The following is a 21,720-nucleotide window of genomic DNA, read 5'->3' on the forward strand; positions in this document are numbered from 1 at the left end:
TAGCGGGGATGAGCATAAAAGTGTGATCGAGGCCACTCTCAGAGCATAGTTCGAGTGTGCCCGGATGATAAAAAAGTAACCGGGGAGAATGTCAAAGAAATGAAATGCAGTTTCGGGCGAAATTAATCCGCTCTGAAATGATTACTTACGTAGAATAATAATTTAGCCATCGGGACAGATCTCAAAAGACTATTACTCTCACTCAACTTTACCCGCACTTTATTAAATTTGACGTCACTATACCTTTCTGAAACCAGTTTCAGCGCAGCGGGAATGTATACAGACAAACCAGCAGTGACGCGGCGTTACGGCCCTTTCGAGAAAGTTCCAACATTTGCCTGAATGTTTTGTGACAGAGTGCAAATTCAGAACCACAAAACCCAGACATAACTTGCAATAGTTCTCTTTCTGTTCGACCTTATATCGTATTAATTACGAAGCGCAAAAAAAATAAAATCTCTCGTTCCCCACAGTGAAGTGAAACCTATGTTGATTCCGTCTAAATTAAGTCGCCCGGTTCGTCTTGACCATACAGTGGTCCGCGAGCGTCTGTTGGCTAAACTTTCCGGCGCGCATAATTTCCGACTGGCGCTGGTTACGAGCCCTGCAGGCTATGGAAAAACAACGCTCATTTCGCAATGGGCCGCGGGTAAAAGCGATCTTGGCTGGTACTCCCTCGACGAGGGCGATAACCAGCAGGAGCGTTTTGCCAGCTATCTGATTGCCGCCATACAGCAAGCCACCCATGGACACTGCGTCGCCAGTGAGGTGATGGTGCAAAAGCGCCAGTACGCCAGCCTGTCCTCCCTTTTCTCTCAGCTGTTTATCGAACTGGCCGAATGGCATCGCCCGCTTTACGTGGTGATTGATGATTACCATCTCATCACGAATCCGGTGATTCATGAATCTATGCGTTTCTTCCTGCGCCATCAGCCGGAAAACCTGACTTTAGTGGTGCTGTCACGCAACCTGCCGCAGCTGGGTATTGCCAACCTGCGCGTGCGCGATCAGCTTCTGGAAGTGGGCAGCCAGCAGCTGGCCTTTACCCACCAGGAAGCGAAACAGTTCTTTGACTGCCGCCTGACATCACCGATTGAGGCCGCCGAAAGCAGCCGTCTGTGTGATGACGTTGCCGGCTGGGCCACGGCGCTGCAGCTTATCGCGCTCTCTGCCCGACAAAACAACAGTCCGGCGCATCAGTCTGCGCGTCGTCTGGCGGGCATCAACGCCAGCCACCTTTCTGACTACCTCGTGGATGAGGTGCTGGACAGCGTCGATCCCTCGACGCGTAATTTCCTGCTGAAAAGCTCGCTGCTGCGCTCCATGAACGATGCTCTCATCGTGCGCGTGACGGGCTGTGAAAACGGACAGCTGCAGCTCGAAGAGATTGAACGTCAGGGCCTTTTCCTGACGCGCATGGACGATCCCGGCGAGTGGTTTAGCTATCACCCGCTGTTTGGCAGCTTCCTGCGCCAGCGCTGTCAGTGGGAACTGGCGGTTGAACTGCCGGAGATCCACCGCGCCGCTGCCGAAAGCTGGATGGCGCAAGGCTTCCCGAGCGAGGCCATCCACCACGCGCTGGCCGCCGGTGATGCCAGCATGCTGCGCGATATCCTCCTCAACCATGCGTGGGGCCTGTTTAACCACAGCGAGCTGACCCTGCTGGAAGAGTCTCTCAAAGCCCTGCCGTGGGAAAGCCTGCTGGAGAATCCGCGTCTGGTGCTGCTGCAGGCCTGGCTGATGCAGAGCCAGCACCGCTACAGCGAAGTGAACACCCTGCTGGCGCGCGCCGAGCAGGAGATGGAAAGCGAAATGGATACCACCCTGCACGGCGAGTTCAACGCGCTGCGCGCTCAGGTGGCCATTAACGACGGCGACCCGGACGAAGCTGAACGGCTGGCGATGGTCGCGCTGGATGAACTGCCGCTGGCTAACTTCTACAGCCGCATCGTGGCGACCTCTGTGCACGGTGAAGTGCTGCACTGCAAAGGCGACCTCACCCGTTCCCTTTCACTGATGCAGCAAACCGAACAGATGGCGCGTCGACATGATGTCTGGCATTACGCGCTGTGGAGCCTGATCCAACAGAGCGAGATTTTATTCGCGCAGGGGTTCCTGCAGGCCGCCTGGGAAAACCAGGAAAAAGCGTTCCAGCTGATTCGTGAACAGCACCTGGAACAGCTGCCGATGCACGAGTTCCTGTTGCGTATTCGCGCTCAGCTGCTGTGGGCATGGTCGCGTCTGGATGAAGCGGAAAGCTGCGCCCGCCAGGGTGTGGATGTCCTTTCCAGCTTCCAGCCTCAGCAGCAGCTGCAGTGCCTGGCGCTGCTGGTGCAGTGCTCGCTGGCGCGCGGCGATCTCGATAACGCCCGCAACCATCTGAACCGCCTGGAGAACCTGCTCGGCAACGGTCAGTATCACAGCGACTGGGTCTCAAATGCCGATAAGGTCCGGGTGATTTACTGGCAGATGACCGGCGATAAAAAATCCGCCGCCAACTGGCTGCGTCAGACGCCAAAACCCGAATTTGCGAACAACCACTTCCTGCAGAGCCAGTGGCGCAACATTGCCCGCGCGCAGATCCTGCTCGGTGAATTAGAGCCCGCAGAGATTGTGCTGGAAGAGCTGAACGAGAACGCGCGCAGCCTGCGTCTGATGAGCGACCTGAACCGCAACCTGCTGCTGCTGAACCAGCTTTACTGGCAGGCGGGTCGTAAAAACGATGCCCAGCGCGTGCTGCTGGAAGCGCTGCAGCTGGCTAACCGCACCGGCTTTATCAGCCACTTTGTGATTGAAGGTGAAGTGATGGCGCAGCAGCTGCGTCAGCTTATTCAGCTCAACACGCTGCCGGAGCTGGACCAGCATCGCGCCCAGCGCATTCTGCGCGAGATTAACCAGCATCATCGACACAAGTTCGCGCATTTTGATGAGAACTTCGTTGAACGTCTGCTGAACCACCCGGAAGTGCCGGAGCTTATCCGCACCAGTCCGCTCACCCAGCGCGAATGGCAGGTTCTGGGTCTGATCTATTCAGGCTACAGCAACGAGCAGATTGCCGGTGAGCTTGCGGTGGCGGCGACCACCATCAAAACGCATATCCGCAATCTGTATCAGAAGTTGGGCGTGGCGCATCGTCAGGATGCGGTGCAGCATGCGCAGCAGCTGTTGAAGATGATGGGGTATGGCGTGTAGGACCTCTGCGGTCTGGTGCCCCCACCCCGGCCCTCTCCCACAGGGAGAGGGAGAACGGCTTTTCAACACAACTCTAACTGCAAATTATTATCTTTAATCACCTGCATCACGCCCGCCGGCGGCATCACGTCGGTATAGACCGCATCCACCATGCTGATGCTGCCCATGTTTACCATCGCATTTCGGCCAAACTTCGAATGGTCTACCACCAGCATCACGTGACGTGAGTTCTCAATAATCGCGCGCTTGGTGCGCACCTCGTGATAATCAAACTCCAGCAGCGAGCCGTCGCTGTCGATGCCGCTGATCCCGAGAATGCCGAAGTCGAGGCGGAACTGAGAGATAAAATCGAGGGTCGCTTCGCCGATAATCCCGCCGTCGCGGCTGCGCAGTTCGCCGCCCGCGAGGATGATGCGGAAGTCATCTTTCTGCATCAGGGTATTGGCCACGTTCAGGTTGTTCGTGACCACGCGCAGGTTCTCGTGATCCAGCAGCGCATGGGCGACCGCTTCCGGCGTGGTGCCGATATCAATAAACAGCGTCGCCCCGTTCGGGATCTGGCTGGCGACCTTGCGGGCAATGCGCTCTTTCTCTGCCGTCTGCGTGGCTTTACGGTCATGCCAGGAGGTATTGACCGAACTGGACGGCAGCGCCGCGCCGCCGTGGTGGCGAAGAATGCGGTTCTGATCGGCCAGGTCGTTCAGGTCACGACGGATGGTTTGCGGGCTGACGGCAAACTGCTCCACCAGCTCTTCGGTGCTGACGTATCCCTGTTTTTTTACCAGTTCGATAATAGCGTCATGACGTTGTGTTTGTTTCATCAATTATCCCTGAGAATTATGTTCGTTTTCGCGCATGGAGCGTGTCGGCAAAGGCCATCGCCAGCCCCACGGCCAGCCCGGCGACGTGTGCACCGTTGGCGATAGACATACCAAACAGATCAAACCATCCGGCAATTAGCCATATTAACGCAAAGGTTATTAATCCGCGCTGCAGATAAATGCCGCTTTCCGGATCGCGCTCCCCGCGAAGCCAGACATAGCCCATCAGGGCATACACGACGCCCGACAGCCCGCCGAACCACGGCCCGCTGAACTTGTGCTGCACATAGCCGCTCAGCAGGGCGCTGATAAGGGTGATAACGATCAGCTTGCCGCTGCCCAGACGCTTTTCAACAGCGCCGCCGAGATACCACCACCAGAGCAGGTTGAAGAGAATATGCATCACCGAGAAGTGCATCAGCGCGTGGCTAAAGTAGCGCCAGACGTCAAACTCAAGAGACGGGTCATAGGGCCAGGCCAGGGCAATCATCACGCTCTGGTCGCCCACCACGTTCATGATAATGAAGACGATAATGCAGGCCGCCATCAGCAGCAGCGTAAACGGGCCGGCGCGCTCGCGGATGGTGGCAAGGAAGGGAAAACGGCTGTAGTGCAATCCGCTGTCGGTCTGCCCGGACTGCCAGCTGGCCGCCAGATAGCGCGGGTCGCCGGGGTTCTCAAGAAAACGCGCCAGCTCTTCGTTTACACGCGCGGCCTGGCTCTCGTCGGCCAGCCAGACGTCGGTCTGCGTATGTTGCTGAATGGTCAGAATAACGCCCTGCGTCGCCATATAGTCGACAAACGCCTGGGCGACGCGCGGGTTGGTAAAAGAGGTGATCATCAACATGGGCAGCGGTCGCTTATTTCCACACAAAAGGGGACAGTATAGCGGGATCAGCGCTCAAAAGCGTATTCCACTTCTGCCGGGAAATGACGATGCCAGGCATCGAAGCCGCCGTCGACGCTGTACACCGCGTCGTAGCCCTGCTGAAGCAGATACTGCGCCGCACCTTTGCTGCTGTTGCCGTGGTAGCACATGACCATCACCGGCGTCTCGAAGTCGTTATCGCGCATAAACGCGCCCAGCGTGTCGTTAGTGAGATGAAACGCGCCCGGCGTGTGGCCCATCGCAAAACTCTGCGGATCGCGGATGTCCACCAGCACCGCTTTTCCCTGGTGCATCTTCTGGTGGGCTTCTTCTACGTTAATACATTCAAACTGATCCATGGTGTTCTCTTTCGCTTATTCAGGTTTTATGGCGCCTGCTGACCCTCACCCCTGCCCTCTCCCTAAAAGGGAGAGGGAGCAAACCATCCCCTCGCCCCTCTGGGGAGAGGGTTAGGGTGAGGGGAGAGAGCATCAGACCGCACTATTTTACCCCGTAGTGTACGTCCTGGCGGCGGGTAAACGCCATTATGTTATCCATATCACTCTAAATTGTTTTTTTGATGTTACCAAAAGCGCGTTCCTTTGCTATTATGAGCGATATCGAACATTTCTGAGCTTTAACGAAAGTGCATGAGGGTGTTATGGAAACCAAAGATCTGATTGTGATAGGCGGTGGCATCAACGGTGCCGGTATTGCGGTCGATGCCGCAGGACGCGGTTTATCCGTACTGATGCTGGAAGCTAACGACCTCGCCTGCGCGACGTCGTCCGCCAGCTCCAAACTGATTCACGGTGGCCTGCGCTACCTGGAACACTACGAATTCCGCCTGGTCAGCGAAGCGCTGGCCGAACGTGAAGTGCTGTTGAAAATGGCCCCGCATCTGGCGATTCCGATGCGCTTCCGCCTGCCCCATCGCCCGCATCTGCGTCCGGCGTGGATGATTCGAATCGGTCTGTTTATGTACGATCATCTGGGTAAACGCACCAGCCTCCCGGGTTCGACAGGTTTGCGTTTTGGCTCAGAATCGGTCCTTAAGCCTGAAATCGTGCGCGGTTTCGAATATTCCGACTGCTGGGTGGACGATGCGCGTCTGGTGCTGGCGAATGCCCAGATGGTCGAGAAGAAAGGTGGCGAGGTGAAAACCCGTACCCGTGCGACCTCAGCCCGTCGTGAAAACGGCCTGTGGATTGTGGAAGCGGAAGACATCGATACCGGCGAGAAATTCAGCTGGAAAGCGCGCGGTCTGGTGAACGCCACCGGCCCGTGGGTGAAGCAGTTCTTCGACGACGGCATGCATCTGCCTTCGCCGTACGGCATTCGCCTGATCAAGGGCAGCCACATTGTGGTACCGCGCGTGCATACGCAAAAGCAGGCCTACATTCTGCAGAACGAAGACAAGCGCATCGTGTTTGTGATTCCGTGGATGGACGAGTTCTCGATCATCGGTACCACCGACGTGGAGTACAAAGGCGATCCGAAGAACGTCGAGATCGACGAGAGCGAAGTGAACTACCTGCTCAAAGTGTATAACACGCACTTCAGGAAGCAGCTGTCACGCGACGACGTGGTCTGGACCTACTCCGGCGTGCGTCCGCTGTGCGATGACGAGTCTGACTCACCGCAGGCGATTACTCGCGACTACACGCTCGATATTCACGACGTTGACGGTCAGGCGCCGCTGCTTTCCGTGTTTGGCGGCAAGCTGACCACCTACCGCAAGCTGGCCGAGCACGCGCTGGAAAAACTGGCACCGTACTATAAAGGTATTGGCCCGGCGTGGACCAAAGGCGCGGTACTGCCCGGCGGTGATATCGGCGACAATCGCGATGATTACGCCGCGAAGCTGCGCCGTCGCTTCCCGTTCATCACCGAAGGGATGGCGCGCCACTATGCCCGCACCTACGGCAGCAATACCGAGCTTTTCCTGGCCGACGCGAAGGACATTGCGGATCTGGGCGAACATTTCGGCCACGAGCTGTACGAAGCCGAGCTGCGCTACCTGGTTGAGCACGAGTGGGTTCGTCGTCTGGATGATGCTATCTGGCGTCGTACCAAAGAAGGGATGTGGCTCAACGCCGAGCAACAGTCTCGCGTGGCGCAGTGGTTACAGCAAAATGCGGGGAAGCGTGAGCTGTCGCTGGCGTCGTAATACGATCGGTGTGGGCTGATGCCCACACCCTGACCCTCTCCCACAGAGAGAGGGAACAAACACTAAAAACGGCAACCGAGGTTGCCGTTTTGCTTTTACAACCTCACCGGATCAATATGCCAGATCGTCTCGGCATACTCCTTGATGGTCCTGTCGGACGAGAAATAGCCCATATTGGCGATGTTATACATCGCGGCGCTGGTCCACTTCTCCTGCTGACGGTACAGCTCGTCAACCTTATCCTGACAGTCCACGTAGCTGCGATAGTCCGCCAGCACCTGGTAGTGATCGCCAAAGTTAATCAGCGAATCGACCAGATCGCGATAGCGGCTCGGTTCATCCGGGCTAAACACGCCGGTCGCGATCTGCGTCAGCACCTGACGTAACTCTTCATCCTCTTCGTAATATTGACGCGGCGAGTAGCCTTTCCTGCGCAGCGCCTCCACCTCTTCCGTCGTATTACCGAAGATAAAGATATTTTCTTCGCCCACGTGCTCCAGCATCTCGACGTTCGCCCCGTCAAGCGTACCAATGGTCAGCGCGCCGTTAAGAGCAAACTTCATGTTACTGGTGCCGGATGCTTCCGTACCCGCCGTGGAAATCTGCTCAGAGAGATCCGCCGCCGGGATGATCATCTGCGCCAGGCTTACGCTGTAGTTTGGAATGAAAACCACCTTCAGCTTGTCGCCAATGTCCGGATCCTGGTTGACCACCTTCGCCACGTCGTTGATGAGATGAATGATGTGCTTCGCCATGTAGTAGGCAGAGGCCGCCTTACCGGCGAAGATCTTCACGCGCGGCACCCATTCGGCCGTTGGATCGGCCTTGATGCGGTTGTAATGGGTGATCACGTGCAGCACGTTCATCAGCTGACGCTTGTATTCGTGGATGCGTTTGATCTGAACGTCAAACAGCGCTTTCGGGTTTGCCACCACGTTGAGGTGCATCGCCAGCCAGACCGCCAGACGCTTTTTGTTCAGCAGCTTGGCTTCGCGCACGGCTTTGTTCACCGTCGGGAAATCAATATGCTGTTCCAGCTCGCTCAGCTGGCTCAAGTCGGTACGCCAGGTACGGCCGATATTCTCGTCCAGCACCTCAGAGAGCGGCTGGTTGGCCAGCGCCAGCCAGCGGCGCGGCGTGACGCCGTTGGTCACGTTGCAGAACCGCGTCGGGAAGATTTTCGCGAAGTCCGCAAAAAGCGACTGCACCATCAGGTTCGAGTGGAGCTCGGACACGCCGTTGACCTTGTGGCTGATGACGACCGCCAGCCAGGCCATGCGCACGCGGCGCCCGTTCGATTCATCAATGATGGAAGCGCGGCTCAGCAGCCCGGTATCGTTCGGGTATTGCTCCTGCAGGGTCTTGAGGAAGTAGTCGTTAATCTCAAAGATAATCTGCAGATGGCGCGGCAGGATTTTACCGAGCATGTCTACCGGCCACGTTTCCAGCGCTTCGCTCATCAGCGTGTGGTTGGTGTAGGAGAATACCTGACAGGTCACTTCAAACGCGTCATCCCAGCTGAACTTATGCTCGTCGATCAGCAGACGCATCAGCTCCGGTATGGAAAGCACCGGGTGAGTGTCGTTAAGGTGGATCGCGGTTTTCTCCGCCAGGTTGGCGTAGGTTTTGTGCAGCTGATGGTGGCGGCTGAGGATATCCTGAATCGTCGAGGAGACGAGGAAATACTCCTGACGCAGGCGCAGCTCGCGACCGGAGTAGGTCGAGTCATCCGGGTACAGCACGCGGGACACGTTCTCGGAGTGGTTTTTGTCTTCCACCGCCGCAAAGTAGTCCCCCTGGTTGAATTTACCGAGGTTGATTTCGCTACTGGCCTGGGCGCTCCACAGGCGCAGCGTGTTGGTGGCATCGGTGTCATAGCCGGGGATAATCTGGTCGTAGGCCACGGCCAGGATCTCTTCCGTTTCTACCCAGCGGGATTTTTTGCCTTCCTGCTGGATACGTCCGCCAAAGCGCACCTTGTAGCGCGTATTGTGGCGCTTAAACTCCCACGGGTTGCCGTACTCCAGCCAGTAGTCCGGCGACTCTTTCTGGCGCCCGTCGACGATGTTCTGTTTGAACATACCGTAGTCGTAGCGAATACCGTAGCCGCGGCCCGGCAGCGCCAGCGTTGCCAGCGAGTCGAGGAAGCAGGCAGCGAGACGCCCCAGACCGCCGTTGCCGAGCCCCGGGTCGTTCTCTTCGTCGATCAGCTCTTCTAAATCTAACCCCATCTCTTCCAGGGCGGTTTTGACGTCGTCATAAATTCCGAGCGACAACAGCGCGTTGGACAGCGTGCGGCCAATCAAAAATTCCATCGACAGGTAGTAAACCTGACGCGTTTCCTGCGAGAGCTGGGCGCGGTTTGAGCGCAGCCAGCGTTCCACTAAACGGTCACGCACCGCAAACAGGGTGGCGTTAAGCCACTCGTGCTTGTTGGCGATAACCGGATCTTTCCCGATGGTGAACATCAGCTTGTAGGCGATGGAGTGCTTTAACGCCTCAACGCTGAGCGTGGGTGAAGAGTAGCTAAATGGAGCGTTCATATCAGTAACTTCGCCTCGTTACATCAAGCGTTGATAGAGATCGCGGTATGACTGCGCCGCGACATGCCAGCTAAAGTCCATGGACATCGCCTGACGCTGAACGTAACGCCAGAGCGATGGACGGGACCACAAGACGAAAGCACGCCGAATCGCCCGAAGCAGCGACCAGGCATTACTGTCCTCAAAGACAAACCCGCTGGCGATACCGTCCGCCAGGTTTTCCAGAGAGCTATCGGATACGGTATCCGCCAGTCCGCCCGTGCGGCGCACCAGCGGCAGCGTGCCGTATTTCAGGCCGTAAAGCTGCGTCAGGCCGCAGGGTTCGAAACGGCTCGGCACCAGGATGACGTCCGCGCCGCCCATGATGCGGTGCGAGAACGCTTCGTGGTAGCCAATCTGCACGCCCACCTGCCCCGGATGTTCCGCCGCGGCGGCAAGGAAACCTTCCTGCAGCACCGGGTCGCCCGCGCCGAGCAGCGCCAGCTGTCCGCCCTGCTCCAGTAAACCGGGCAGCGCCTCCAGCACCAGATCCAGCCCTTTCTGGCTGGTCAGGCGGCTGACCACCGCGAACAGCGGCACTTTGTCGTTAACCTTCAGGCCCATCGCAATCTGCAGCTGGCGTTTGTTTTCCGCTTTGTCTTCCACGGAATCACGGCCATAGCGCGCCGCCAGCAGGAGATCGGTTTCCGGGCTCCAGATCTGTTCATCCACGCCGTTCAGAATGCCCGTCAGGCGGCCTTCGCGGTGGCGCTGTTGCAGCAACCCTTCCATGCCGTAGCCAAACTCCGGCTGGGTGATCTCACGCGCATAGGTTGGGCTCACCGCCGTAATATGATCGGCGTAATAGAGCCCGGCTTTCAGGAACGAGATCTGCCCGTTAAATTCCAGCCCGTGCATGTTATAGAACGATAATGGCAGATCGATTTCACTCATGTGATGGGCATAGTACATCCCCTGATACGCCAGGTTATGCACGGTAAAGACCGATTTCGCCGGGTGGCCGCGCGCCGCGAGATACGCCGGGGCAAGCCCGGCGTGCCAGTCGTGCGCGTGCACCACATCCGGGCGCCAGAACGGATCCAGCCCCGTCGCCATTTCTGCCCCGACCCAGCCGAGCAGCGCAAAGCGCAGCACGTTATCGGTGTAGGCGAACAGGTTCGTATCGTGATACGGGCTGCCCGGTCGCTCGTATAAATGCGGCGCGTCGATCAGGTAAATCCCTACGCCATTGTAATGTCCAAACAGCAGGGTGATGCGTCCGGCGAAGGTCTCACGGCGGGTCACCACTTTTGCATCGGGAATACCGCGCCGGATATCCGGAAAGGCGGGCAGCAGGACTCGGGTATCCACGCCTCCGGCGATTTGCGCCGCCGGTAATGCACCCAGAACATCTGCCAGACCGCCCGTTTTTAACAACGGGAACATCTCAGAACATACATGTAAAACCTGCATCATCGCTCCTGTTTGATCTGCAGCTTCCGCAACATTTCCCGTGTGACTAACACGATCCCCTCTTCCGAACGATAGAAACGACGCGCGTCTTCTTCCGCGTTCTCACCAATCACCATCCCTTCTGGAATGACGCAGGCACGATCGATAACGCAGCGACGCAGACGGCACGAGCGCCCTACCCAGACATCAGGTAGTAAGACTGCCGAATCGATATTACAGAATGAATTTATCCGCACGCGGGGGAACAGCACCGACTGCACCACCACCGAGCCTGAAATAATGCACCCGCCGGACACCAGCGAGTTCAGCGTCATACCGTGGCTGCCGGAGCGGTCCTGCACGAATTTGGCCGGCGGCAGCGATTCCATATGGGTACGAATCGGCCAGTTCTGGTCGTACATATCCAGCTCAGGCGTGACCGACGCCAGGTCGAGGTTCGCTTTCCAGTAGGCTTCCAGGGTTCCCACATCGCGCCAGTAAGGTTCCGCATTGGGGTCGGACTGCACGCAGGACAGCGGGAAAGGATGTGCATAGGCCATGCCAGCTTTAGTGATTTTCGGAATGATGTCTTTACCGAAGTCGTGGCTGGAGTTTTCGTCTTTATCGTCGTCTTCCAGCAGCTCATAAAGATAATCTGCATCAAAGACATAAATCCCCATGCTGGCGAGCGATTTAGTGTCATCGCCCGGCATCGTTGGCGGGTTCGCCGGCTTTTCAACAAAGTCGATAATTTTGTCGTCGGCATCCACGTGCATCACGCCAAACGCCGTCGCTTCAGCAACGGGCACAGGCAGACACGCTACGGTGCAGCGCGCCCCTTTTTCGACGTGGTCGATGAGCATGTGGGAGTAATCTTGCTTGTAGATATGGTCCCCGGCGAGGATCACGATGTATTCCGCGTTATAGCGGCGAATGATGTCGAGGTTCTGCGTCACTGCATCCGCCGTTCCGCGGTACCAGTTCTCACCGTGGACGCGTTGCTGAGCGGGAAGGAGATCGACAAACTCGTTCATCTCTTCGCTGAAGAATGACCAGCCGCGCTGGATATGCTGAACCAGCGTGTGCGACTGATACTGCGTAATGACGCCAATACGGCGAATGCCCGAGTTAAGGCAGTTGGAGAGCGCAAAGTCGATGATACGGAACTTACCACCAAAGTGAACGGCCGGTTTCGCGCGCTTGATGGTCAAATCTTTCAGACGGGTACCACGTCCACCCGCAAGTATCAGGGCAACCGTTTTTAATGGTAGCTGGCGCGCCAACATTAAGGGATCGTTCTTCTCTAATCTAACCATGACTAACTCCTTTTTTATCATCTTTGGAATACGCACACTCCGTGCGCAGGCCCGTGCCAGACAGCCATTACTACCGGATTATCCGCTCCGGCAAGGGGGGGAACAGCTCGCCATTCCCCTTCAGGTAAAACAATCTCTGCGACGTCATCCGTCGCGTTCAGCGTGACCAGCCATTTATCCGACAGCAGGATTTGCAGGCGTGGTACGCCGTGTTGCCACTCTTGCGCGCTTAACGGTTGCGCGTCTTGATTCAACCAGCGAACGTTGCCGTCACCCTCTTCCCACCAGCGGTCGGCGGTCAGCGCGGGGATCTGCTGGCGAAGATGGATCAGCGCAGCGGTAAAATGAATCAGCCCGCTGTTGGCTTCACCCCAGTCGAGCCAGGTTAACGTGTTGTCCTGGCAATACGCATTGTTGTTACCGTGCTGGCTGTGGCCGTGTTCATCGCCTGCCAGCAGCATCGGCGTGCCCTGCGACAATAAAAGCGTTGTCAGCAAAGCGTGAACGCTGGCGCGTCGCCGCTCGATGACGTCAAGGCTTCCGCCTAACCCTTCTATACCATGATTAAAGCTATGGTTATTGTTAGTGCCATCGCGATTCTCTTCGCCGTTTGCCTCATTGTGTTTCTGATTGAAACAAACGCAGTCCCTGAGCGTAAAACCGTCGTGTGCCGTCAACAGATTGACGGTGGCCGACGGGCGTTTGCCGTCGCGCTTAAAGAGATCGCTTGAAGCGGCAAAGCGTCCGGCGAACTCCCCCAGCGACAGATTCCGTTCCAGCCAGAAGCGGCGCGCGGCATCGCGGTAGTGATCGTTCCACTCGGCAAACAGCGGCGGGAAATTCCCGACCTGATAGCCGCCTTCCCCGATGTCCCACGGCTCGGCAATGAGCTTCACCTGCGAGAGCACCGGACAGTTTTTTATCGCCTCAAACAGCGGCGCCTGCTGGCTGAACGCTGGCGTGCGCCCCATCACTGGCGCCAGATCGAAACGAAAACCGTCGACGTGGAACGTCTCCACCCAGTATTTCAGGCATTCATAAGCAAAATGCGTGACCGCCGGATGGCTGAGGTTGAGCGTGTTACCGCAGCCGGTCCAGTTCTCATAATCGCCATCCTGCCTGATCCAATAATAGCTACGGTTATCAATTCCGCGCATGGAGAGCGTCGGACCGTCGAGATCGCTTTCAGCACTGTGGTTGAGCACGACGTCCAGAATGACCTCAATGCCCGCCGTATGGAGCGCCTTCACCGCATCGCGAAACTCGTCCCGCGCCTTTTCCGGATGGGCGGCATAGCGTGGCTCAAGCGCGAACATCGCCAGCGGGTTGTAGCCCCAGTAGTTGCTTAGCCCCAGCCGCTGCAGGCGCGGCTCGCTGGCAAAGTGGGCGACGGGCAACAGTTCCAGCGCGGTGATGCCGAGGTGTTTCAGGTAGGCAATCATGGTGGGATGCCCGAGCGCCTTATAGGTGCCGCGCATCTCTTTGGGGATCGACGGGTGCAGGTACGTCAGCCCTTTGACGTGGGCTTCATAAATGACGGTATTGCCCCACGGCGTCTGCGGCGGGGCATCGTCTTCCCAGTCATAAAGATCGTTCACCACCACGCTTTTTGGCGCGACGGGCGCGCTGTCGCGGTGGTCGGGCTCGCCGTAGCCCACGTGGAAGAGCGGGTCGTCTTTAAATTCGCCGTCCACGCGGTGCGCGCACGGGTCGATCAGCAGCTTCGCCGGGTTAAACCAGTGCCCCTGCGCCGGATCCCACGGACCATGTACGCGAAAGCCATAGTGCATGCCTGGCCGTCCTCCGGCCAGGTAGCCGTGCCAGGTATCCCCCGTGCGCTCGGGTAAATCGTAACGGTGTTCGTTACCTTCCCCATCAAACACGCACAGTTCTACCCGCTCAGCGTGAGCGGAAAAGAGGGTGAAATTGACACCCTTTCCGTCAAAACGCGCGCCGAGCGGTTCGGGTTTACCTACCGTAAGCTGCGTCATTCGCCCTCCCGCATCAGCCAGATGGTGCCAAGCGGCGGCAGCGTCAGGCTCAGGGAGTTGGGTCGCCCGTGGCTTTCGATGGCGTCGCTCTGGACCAGCCCGCCGTTACCGGCGTTGCTGCCGTGATAGTGCATGGAGTCGGTATTCAGGATCTCGCGCCATTTGCCCGGCTGGTTAATGCCGAAGCGGTAGTGTTCGCGCGGCACCGGCGTGAAGTTGCTGGCGACGATGATTTCGTTACCCGCTTTGTCACGACGCACAAAGACAAACACCGAGCGCTCGTGGTCGTCCACCACCAGCCACTCAAAGCCGTACGGATCGAAGTCGAGCTCGTGCAGCGCTTTGTGGTGGCGATAGGTCAGGTTCAGGTCGCGCACCAGACGCTGCACCCCGTGGTGCCAGTTGTCGCCGCCTTCAAGCAGGTGCCAGTCGAGGCTGGCGTCGTGGTTCCACTCGCGTCCCTGGGCGAACTCATTGCCCATAAACAGCAGTTTCTTGCCCGGGAAGGCAAACATCCAGCCGTAGTAGGCGCGCAGGTTGGCAAACTTCTGCCACGCGTCGCCCGGCATGCGGTCGAGAATGGATTTTTTGCCGTGCACCACTTCATCGTGCGACAGCGGCAGCATGAAGTTTTCGGTGTAGTTGTAGAGCATCCCGAACGTCAGCTTATCGTGATGATACTTACGGTGAACCGGATCCAGCTTCATGTAGTCGAGCGTGTCGTGCATCCAGCCCAGGTTCCACTTATACCAGAACCCCAGGCCGCCTGATGACGGCGGACGGGAGACGCCCGCAAAGTCGGTCGACTCTTCCGCCATAGTCACGGCACCGTCCACCTGTTCGCCGATAATGCGGTTTGTATTGCGCAGGAATTCAATCGCTTCCAGATTTTCACGGCCGCCAAACTCGTTCGGGATCCACTCGCCCTCTTTGCGGCTGTAGTCGCGGTAGATCATCGACGCCACCGCATCGACGCGCAGGGCATCAATGCCAAACCGCTCGATCCAGTACAGGGCATTCCCGACCAGATAGTTTGCGACCTCACGGCGACCGTAGTTGTAGATCAGCGTGTTCCAGTCCTGGTGATAGCCTTCGCGCGGGTCGCTGTGCTCGTACAGCTTCGTGCCGTCAAACTCTGCCAGCGCAAAGTCATCCGCAGGGAAATGTCCCGGCACCCAGTCGAGGATCACGTTCAGCCCGGCGGCATGCGCGGCATCAATGAAATAGCGGAAGTCATCGCGCGTGCCGAAGCGGCGCGTTGGCGCATACAGCCCGGTAGGCTGATAGCCCCAGCTGCCGTCGAACGGATGCTCGTTGACCGGCAGCAGCTCAAGGTGGGTAAAGCCCATCCATTTGGCATACGGCACCAGCTGGTCGGCAAGCTCCCGGTAGCTGAGCCAGAAGTTGTTATCGGTGTGGCGACGCCAGGAGCCAAGGTGTACCTCATAGACGGAGATCGGCGCGTCAAAGCGGTTGGCCTGTTTGCGCTCCTCCGTCTGGACGACCTTCTCCGGCAGGCCACAAATCAGCGACGCGGTATCCGGGCGCATCTGCGCTTCGAAGGCATACGGGTCGGCTTTAATGCGCAGCTTGCCGTTGGCGTCGATCATCTCGAATTTATAAAGCTGCCCGGGGTGCGCTCCGGGGATAAACAGCTCCCAGATGCCGCTTTCCCGGCGCAGGCGCATCGGATGGCGGCGACCGTCCCAATAGTTGAACTGGCCGACAACGGAGACGCGCTGGGCGTTAGGCGCCCACACGGAGAATCGCGTGCCGGTAATGCCGTCCATGGTATCGGCATGGGCACCCAGCGTTTCATAAGGGCGAAGATGCGTTCCTTCGGAGAGCAGCCAGGAATCCATCTCTTTAAGCAGCGGGCCAAAGCTGTAAGGATCGTCAATCAGGTTTTGCTGACCGTGCCAGAGAACGGCGAGCTGATAGCGAAAAGGGTTTTTACGGCGGGGCATCACGCCCGAGAAGAAGCCACGGGAATCGAGGCATTCAAGATTACCGACCTTGCGGCCGGTTTTGGGTTCAATCACCCAGACTTCTGTGGCATCCGGTAACAGTGCCCGAACTTCAAGGCCATCCTCAGTTTGATGCATCCCAAGCACAGAAAAGGGGTCAGCAAAATGACCCGCAATAAGCGCATTAATCACGTCTCTATCCACACGATCGGACATGGTATTCATCCTGTTTTTTATGTCGTCCTTTTTAAGCGCTCCGGGACGACTTTTAATGTGACCTGAACGGGACAGCACAAAAATGTGCATCCATTCTGCTCCGTTCGAACCTCAGGTAAGAAATGACTCTTCCTTAAAGCATAGCCAACGCTCTAGATGACTCCTGATAAAAAATAAGACATACGCGTGTTACTCCATGTAGTACGCAAAAAAAAAGGGGTGAAAATCACCCCCGGTAGTTAACAAATTATTACGCCAGCTGGCGCAGCATGCGGCGCAGCGGCTCGGCGGCGCCCCACAGGAGCTGGTCGCCGACGGTGAACGCGGAGAGATACTCCGGCCCCATGTTCAGCTTACGCAGACGGCCAACCGGCGTGGTCAGCGTGCCGGTAACGGCAGCCGGGGTCAGCTCGCGCATGGTGATATCGCGATCGTTTGGTACCACTTTCGCCCACGGGTTGTGCGCGGCCAGCAGCTCTTCCACGGTCGGAATAGACACATCTTTTTTCAGTTTAATGGTGAAGGCCTGGCTGTGGCAGCGCAGCGCGCCGATACGCACGCACAGGCCGTCAACCGGAATGGTGTTCGCGGTCGCGAGGATTTTGTTGGTCTCAGCCTGGCCCTTCCACTCTTCGCGGGTCTGGCCGTTATCCAGCTGTTTGTCGATCCATGGGATCAGACCACCGGCCAGCGGTACGCCGAAGTTGTCCACCGGCAGCTCGCCGCTGCGGGTCAGCTGAGTGACCTTACGTTCTATATCAAGGATCGCGGACGCCGGGTTTGCCAGCTCGGTTGCGACGCTTTGGTGCAGCTGGCCCATCTGGGTCAGCAGCTCGCGCATATGACGCGCGCCGCCGCCGGACGCCGCCTGGTAGGTCGCCACGGAGACCCACTCAACCAGATCCTGCGCGAACAGGCCGCCGAGGGACATCAGCATCAGGCTGACGGTGCAGTTACCGCCGACAAAGGTTTTCACGCCGTTGTTCAGGCCGTCGGTGATGACGCCCTGGTTCACCGGGTCGAGAATGATGATGGCATCATCTTTCATGCGCAGCGAAGAAGCCGCGTCAATCCAGTAGCCCTGCCAGCCGCTTTCACGCAGCTTTGGATAGATTTCGTTGGTATAATCGCCGCCCTGGCACGTCACAATAATGTCGAGTGCCTTCAGCGCTTCCAGATCGTAAGCATCCTGCAACGTGCCTGTGGTACCACCAAAGGACGGAGCAGCCTGGCCGAGCTGGGAAGTGGAGAAGAAGACCGGGCGGATAGCGTCGAAATCGCGCTCTTCAACCATGCGTTGCATGAGTACAGAGCCGACCATACCGCGCCAGCCGATAAAACCAACGTTTTTCATAGCATTTTTTTCCTGCTGAGGGTGTGTGCTGATTGTGCAAGCCAGTATTGAACTGGGATATGCTTCACATTACAAAATGCTGCCAAAGTCGCAAGCGAAATTAATCGATGATTGCCCGGCAATCAGAAAAAGCGCTAATCATCGGAATAACACTACTAAGTATCAGGGATAATTTAAAGATGAGTGAAATCATTTCCGCGGCGGTTTTATTGATCCTGATTATGGATCCACTGGGAAACCTGCCTATCTTCATGTCGGTGCTGAAGCACACCGAGCCGAAGCGCCGCCGGGCGATCATGATCCGCGAGCTGCTTATCGCCCTGCTGGTGATGTTTATCTTCCTGTTTGCCGGTGAAAAAATTCTCGCGTTCCTGAACCTGCGCGCCGAAACCGTGTCGATTTCCGGCGGGATTATTCTGTTCCTGATTGCCATTAAGATGATTTTCCCAAGCGCGGAAGGCAGCAGCAGCGGCCTGCCCGCGGGTGAAGAGCCGTTTATCGTGCCGCTGGCGATTCCACTCGTCGCCGGGCCGACCATTCTGGCCACGCTGATGCTGCTGTCGCATCAGTATCCGAACCAGATGAGCCATCTGGTGATTGCCCTGCTGATCGCCTGGGGCGGGACGTTTATCATCCTGCTGCAGTCGTCGCTGTTCCTGCGCCTGCTGGGTGAGAAAGGGGTGAACGCGCTGGAGCGCCTGATGGGGCTGATTCTGGTGATGATGGCAACGCAGATGTTCCTGGACGGGATCCGCGCGTGGATGAAAGGCTAGGTAAACGCAAAACGGCAATCAAAGATTGCCGTTTTTAGTGTTTGCCCCCTCTCCCCGTGGGAGAGGGGCGGGGTGAGGGCATCAGGCCGCAGAGGACAGCCCATCTAACCCTTACGAATCAAATACCGGTACGGCAGCGCCTCGGTCTGCTGTGCCACCAGCTCATGCTCCATAAAGGTACAAAAGCCGGGAATATCGCGGGTCGTGGCCGGGTCGTCGGCAATAATCAACAGCGTTTCACCGGTCTGCATGTTGCGCACGGTTTTGCGTACCATCATTACCGGTTCCGGGCAGCGAAGGCCCTGGGCATCAAGAGTGTGGTCTGGGCTGGAAAACAGGTCGGTCATGGTCTTCTCGGTCTGGTAAAAACGGCTGTAGTTTACGCCCGGTTGCGATCAATGCAAACCAGGTTAACGATTGCGTAAAAACTAACCATTGCAATGTCCTGCCAAAGCAGTATCATGCTGCGGTTTTTATTGGGTTCCCTCACCCCAACGTATAAAAAGGTCACAATATGACGTCGTTTTCTGAATCACAGCGCGTAAAAGCGTTGTTCTGGCTTTCGCTTTTCCATTTGCTGGTGATCACCTCCAGCAACTATCTGGTGCAGCTCCCGATCTCCATCTTTGGTTTTCATACCACCTGGGGCGCATTCAGCTTCCCGTTTATTTTCCTCGCGACGGATTTGACCGTGCGTATCTTTGGCGCACCGCTGGCTCGCCGTATTATTTTTTCGGTCATGCTCCCGGCGCTCTTCATCTCATACGTGGTTTCGTCACTGTTTTATATGGGAAGCTGGCAGGGCTTTGAGGCGTTAACCCACTTCAACCTGTTTGTTGCCCGTATCGCCGCGGCAAGCTTTATGGCCTACGCGCTGGGGCAGATCCTCGACGTGCATGTGTTTAACCGCCTGCGTCAGAATCATCGCTGGTGGATGGCGCCAACCGCCTCCACGCTGTTCGGTAACGTGAGCGATACGCTGGCCTTCTTCTTCATCGCCTTCTGGCGCAGCCCGGATGCGTTCATGGCCGAACACTGGATGGAAATCGCGCTGGTGGACTACTGCTTCAAGGTCCTTATCAGCATTGTGTTCTTCCTGCCGATGTACGGCGTGCTGCTCAATATGCTGCTGAAAAGGCTGGCAGATAAATCTGAAATCACGGCATTGCAGGCTGGTTAAGGGTTCGCTTTATCAGTTGTGATAAGATGAGCGAATGAGCCGTTATGGCCGTTTATCGAAAGGAAGAAGTCAATGCGCAATCTGGTTAAATATGTCGGGATTGGCCTGCTGGTTGTGGGTCTTGCAGCCTGTGATAACAGCGACACGAAAACGCCTGCTCAGGGCGCATCCGCAGAGAGCAACGCGACCGGCCAGCCGGTGAATCTGATGGATGGCAAACTCAGCTTCTCTCTGCCAGCCGATATGACCGATCAGAGCGGCAAGCTGGGCACCCAGGCGAATAACATGCACGTTTACTCCGACGCAACCGGGCAGAAAGCGGTCATTGTGATTGTGGGCGACGACACCAGCGAAGACCTGGCCGTCCTGTCCAAACGTCTGGAAGATCAGCAGCGCGGCCGCGATCCGCAGCTGCAGGTCGTGACCAATAAATCCATCGAGCTGAAAGGCCACACGCTGCAACAGCTCGACAGCATCATCTCTGCAAAAGGCCAGACCGCCTACTCTTCTGTGGTGCTGGGCAAGGTTGATAACAAACTGCTGACCCTGCAGATCACCCTGCCAGCCGAAGATCAGCAGAAAGCGCAGACGGCTGCTGAAAACATCATTAACACCATCGTGATCCAGTAACGCTTCACGACGATGACGTGGCCTCCGGTGCCTGCACCGGGGGCCATTTTTTTAGCCGCCACGTCAGCAGCAGCGCAATCACCACCAGACCCGCCGCGGCAAGATAGATCACCGGAACCCCTGCCCAGGCCATCACCAGCCCCGCCAGCGGGCCGGTAATGCCTAAAGACATATCCATAAACACCGTATAGGTCGCCAGCGCCGCCCCCTGATTCTGCTGCGGCACGGCTTTTACCGCCACCACGCCCAGCGCCGGGAAGACCAGGGAAAAGCCAGCCCCCGCGAGGAATACGCCCACTTTCGCGACCCAGGGCACCATCGCAATTCCGGTCAGCAACAGCCCGACTATCTCTATCGCAAAGCAAATCATCGCCACATTCAGCCCGCCAAGACGGTTGATGCCGTTAGGGAAAAGCAGGCGGGCGCCAACAAACGCACAGCTAAACAGGGTTAACGCAAAGGCTGCGCCGTCCCAGCCTTTGGCGTCGTAGAACAGGGTAATGAAGGTCGCAATCACGCCGAAGCCGGTGGTCGCCAGCGCCAGGGCCATGCCGTACGGCCAGACGCGCCCCAGCACCGCCCGAAACGGCAGCGGCTTGCCCTTGCTGGCCTTCACTTTCGGACGCGGCAGCGCAAAGAGGATTGCCAGCAGCGCGACCGCCATAATGGTGATGGAAAGCCCATACAGCCCGCCAAGCGCATAGCAGGCCACGCCGAGCGGCGCTCCGAGCGCCATCGCACCGTAGGTGACAATCCCGTTCCAGGAGATCACCCGGCCAATGTGCGGCGCGCCTACCACACCCACGCCCCACAGCGTCGAGCCGGTTCCCGCCAGACTTTGCCCAATGCCCAGAATGACGCGGCCCAGGCAGAGCAGCGCCAGGCTGACCAGCGGCCAGTGGCCGGTTGCGGCAGCCAGCAGATAGCTCAGGCCACTGAGAAAACAGCCGCACAGCCCCACCACCACGATGCTTTTTGGACCGAACGCGTCCGCGTAGCGCCCGGCATGCGGGCGGCTGAGGAGCGTGGCGAAATATTGCAGGCTAATCACCAGCCCCGCCCAGAAGGCGCTGAAGCCCATCACGTCATGGACATAGCCCGGCAGGACCGCCAGCGGCAGGCCGATGGTCAGATAGCTGGCAAAGTTGAAAATCACAACGGAAACGATGCGCAGATTGAGGCGCAGTCCGCTCAGTGCCGGTTCAGCGGCAGGTTCGGGCATGGGGTTCTACCTGGATTTTTTACAACAGTGTTTCACTATTACCACG

The 21,720-nt window shown here is 57.6% G+C and carries 16 protein-coding genes; 5 read left to right on the forward strand and 11 right to left on the reverse strand.

What is annotated here, in order from left to right:
- Positions 1–486: 486 nt before the first annotated feature.
- A complete protein-coding gene (malT, locus tag HB664_RS01650; protein ID WP_029742188.1) occupies positions 487–3,192 on the forward strand; it encodes an HTH-type transcriptional regulator MalT in 2,706 nt (901 codons plus the stop codon).
- Positions 3,193–3,254: 62 nt separating this feature from the next.
- On the opposite strand, the gene HB664_RS01655 is transcribed toward malT, so the two are convergent.
- The 3 genes from HB664_RS01655 to glpE are packed head-to-tail and all read right to left on the reverse strand — an operon-like array spanning position 3,255 to position 5,240.
- Positions 3,255–4,013, reverse strand: a complete 759-nt coding sequence (locus HB664_RS01655) for a DeoR/GlpR family transcriptional regulator (RefSeq protein WP_008503060.1) — start codon at positions 4,011–4,013, stop codon at positions 3,255–3,257.
- A gap of 16 nt (positions 4,014–4,029) precedes the next feature.
- Entirely contained in the window at positions 4,030–4,860 is an 831-nt protein-coding gene (gene glpG, locus HB664_RS01660) for a rhomboid family intramembrane serine protease GlpG (RefSeq protein ID WP_045888427.1), read from the reverse strand.
- 47 nt (positions 4,861–4,907) lie between these two features.
- Positions 4,908–5,240, reverse strand: a complete 333-nt coding sequence (gene glpE / locus HB664_RS01665; protein ID WP_006177908.1) for a thiosulfate sulfurtransferase GlpE — start codon at positions 5,238–5,240, stop codon at positions 4,908–4,910.
- A 302-nt stretch (positions 5,241–5,542) separates the two neighbouring features.
- On the opposite strand from glpE, the gene glpD reads away from it, so the two are divergent.
- Positions 5,543–7,051 (forward strand): glycerol-3-phosphate dehydrogenase, encoded by a 1,509-nt coding sequence (gene glpD, locus HB664_RS01670; protein ID WP_069303382.1) that lies wholly within the window; start codon positions 5,543–5,545, stop codon positions 7,049–7,051.
- Between the two features lie 95 nt (positions 7,052–7,146).
- Here glpD and glgP read toward each other — a convergent pair whose 3' ends face one another.
- The 6 genes from glgP to asd all read right to left on the reverse strand — a co-directional run bounded on the left by glgP (position 7,147) and on the right by asd (position 17,869).
- Positions 7,147–9,594 carry a glycogen phosphorylase gene (gene glgP, locus HB664_RS01675; protein ID WP_029740650.1) on the reverse strand — a complete coding sequence of 816 codons (2,448 nt, stop codon included), beginning with the start codon at positions 9,592–9,594 and terminating at the stop codon, positions 7,147–7,149.
- An 18-nt stretch (positions 9,595–9,612) separates the two neighbouring features.
- On the reverse strand, positions 9,613–11,046 hold the full coding sequence (glgA, locus tag HB664_RS01680; RefSeq protein ID WP_219940805.1) for a glycogen synthase GlgA: 1,434 nt from the start codon (positions 11,044–11,046) through the stop codon (positions 9,613–9,615).
- Complete coding sequence (glgC, locus tag HB664_RS01685; protein WP_023337914.1) at positions 11,046–12,341, reverse strand: glucose-1-phosphate adenylyltransferase; 1,296 nt, start codon at positions 12,339–12,341, stop codon at positions 11,046–11,048. Before glgC ends, glgA begins: the two co-directional genes overlap by 1 nt.
- Positions 12,342–12,358: 17 nt before the next feature.
- Positions 12,359–14,332, reverse strand: a complete 1,974-nt coding sequence (gene glgX, locus HB664_RS01690; RefSeq protein WP_219940296.1) for a glycogen debranching protein GlgX — start codon at positions 14,330–14,332, stop codon at positions 12,359–12,361.
- Entirely contained in the window at positions 14,329–16,515 is a 2,187-nt protein-coding gene (glgB, locus tag HB664_RS01695; RefSeq protein WP_219940297.1) for a 1,4-alpha-glucan branching enzyme, read from the reverse strand. The genes glgX and glgB overlap by 4 nt, the downstream gene beginning before the upstream one ends.
- Positions 16,516–16,765: 250 nt before the next feature.
- Positions 16,766–17,869 (reverse strand): aspartate-semialdehyde dehydrogenase, encoded by a 1,104-nt coding sequence (asd, locus tag HB664_RS01700; RefSeq protein ID WP_033146834.1) that lies wholly within the window; start codon positions 17,867–17,869, stop codon positions 16,766–16,768.
- Positions 17,870–18,048: 179 nt separating this feature from the next.
- Here asd and yhgN point away from each other — a divergent pair, with 179 nt between their 5' ends.
- The gene (gene yhgN, locus HB664_RS01705) at positions 18,049–18,642 is read left to right on the forward strand and encodes an NAAT family transporter YhgN (RefSeq protein WP_003861574.1); all 594 of its coding nucleotides are present in this window, start codon (positions 18,049–18,051) and stop codon (positions 18,640–18,642) included.
- Positions 18,643–18,746: 104 nt separating this feature from the next.
- On the opposite strand, the gene tusA is transcribed toward yhgN, so the two are convergent.
- Positions 18,747–18,989 (reverse strand): sulfurtransferase TusA, encoded by a 243-nt coding sequence (tusA, locus tag HB664_RS01710; protein ID WP_008503071.1) that lies wholly within the window; start codon positions 18,987–18,989, stop codon positions 18,747–18,749.
- Between the two features lie 167 nt (positions 18,990–19,156).
- Here tusA and HB664_RS01715 point away from each other — a divergent pair, with 167 nt between their 5' ends.
- Both HB664_RS01715 and HB664_RS01720 read left to right on the forward strand, forming a co-directional pair.
- Positions 19,157–19,822, forward strand: a complete 666-nt coding sequence (locus tag HB664_RS01715; protein ID WP_023309514.1) for a 7-cyano-7-deazaguanine/7-aminomethyl-7-deazaguanine transporter — start codon at positions 19,157–19,159, stop codon at positions 19,820–19,822.
- Between the two features lie 72 nt (positions 19,823–19,894).
- The gene (locus tag HB664_RS01720) at positions 19,895–20,452 is read left to right on the forward strand and encodes a DcrB family lipoprotein (protein WP_023309515.1); all 558 of its coding nucleotides are present in this window, start codon (positions 19,895–19,897) and stop codon (positions 20,450–20,452) included.
- A gap of 4 nt (positions 20,453–20,456) precedes the next feature.
- Here HB664_RS01720 and HB664_RS01725 read toward each other — a convergent pair whose 3' ends face one another.
- Entirely contained in the window at positions 20,457–21,674 is a 1,218-nt protein-coding gene (locus HB664_RS01725; protein WP_039263064.1) for an MFS transporter, read from the reverse strand.
- Positions 21,675–21,720 lie beyond the last annotated feature (46 nt).

Source organism: Enterobacter sp. DNB-S2 (assembly GCF_019443845.1).
Taxonomy (GTDB): Bacteria; Pseudomonadota; Gammaproteobacteria; order Enterobacterales; family Enterobacteriaceae; genus Enterobacter; species Enterobacter asburiae_B.

Bases quoted from the DNA above. Each gene is read 5' to 3' on its own strand.
- malT (WP_029742188.1), top strand. From the start codon at position 487: ATGTTGATTCCGTCTAAATTAAGTCGCCCGGTTCGTCTTGACCATACA.
- HB664_RS01655 (WP_008503060.1), bottom strand. From the start codon at position 4,013: ATGAAACAAACACAACGTCATGACGCTATTATCGAACTGGTAAAAAAA.
- glpG (WP_045888427.1), bottom strand. From the start codon at position 4,860: ATGTTGATGATCACCTCTTTTACCAACCCGCGCGTCGCCCAGGCGTTT.
- glpE (WP_006177908.1), bottom strand. From the start codon at position 5,240: ATGGATCAGTTTGAATGTATTAACGTAGAAGAAGCCCACCAGAAGATG.
- glpD (WP_069303382.1), top strand. From the start codon at position 5,543: ATGGAAACCAAAGATCTGATTGTGATAGGCGGTGGCATCAACGGTGCC.
- glgP (WP_029740650.1), bottom strand. From the start codon at position 9,594: ATGAACGCTCCATTTAGCTACTCTTCACCCACGCTCAGCGTTGAGGCG.
- glgA (WP_219940805.1), bottom strand. From the start codon at position 11,046: ATGCAGGTTTTACATGTATGTTCTGAGATGTTCCCGTTGTTAAAAACG.
- glgC (WP_023337914.1), bottom strand. From the start codon at position 12,341: ATGGTTAGATTAGAGAAGAACGATCCCTTAATGTTGGCGCGCCAGCTA.
- glgX (WP_219940296.1), bottom strand. From the start codon at position 14,332: ATGACGCAGCTTACGGTAGGTAAACCCGAACCGCTCGGCGCGCGTTTT.
- glgB (WP_219940297.1), bottom strand. From the start codon at position 16,515: ATGTCCGATCGTGTGGATAGAGACGTGATTAATGCGCTTATTGCGGGT.
- asd (WP_033146834.1), bottom strand. From the start codon at position 17,869: ATGAAAAACGTTGGTTTTATCGGCTGGCGCGGTATGGTCGGCTCTGTA.
- yhgN (WP_003861574.1), top strand. From the start codon at position 18,049: ATGAGTGAAATCATTTCCGCGGCGGTTTTATTGATCCTGATTATGGAT.
- tusA (WP_008503071.1), bottom strand. From the start codon at position 18,989: ATGACCGACCTGTTTTCCAGCCCAGACCACACTCTTGATGCCCAGGGC.
- HB664_RS01715 (WP_023309514.1), top strand. From the start codon at position 19,157: ATGACGTCGTTTTCTGAATCACAGCGCGTAAAAGCGTTGTTCTGGCTT.
- HB664_RS01720 (WP_023309515.1), top strand. From the start codon at position 19,895: ATGCGCAATCTGGTTAAATATGTCGGGATTGGCCTGCTGGTTGTGGGT.
- HB664_RS01725 (WP_039263064.1), bottom strand. From the start codon at position 21,674: ATGCCCGAACCTGCCGCTGAACCGGCACTGAGCGGACTGCGCCTCAAT.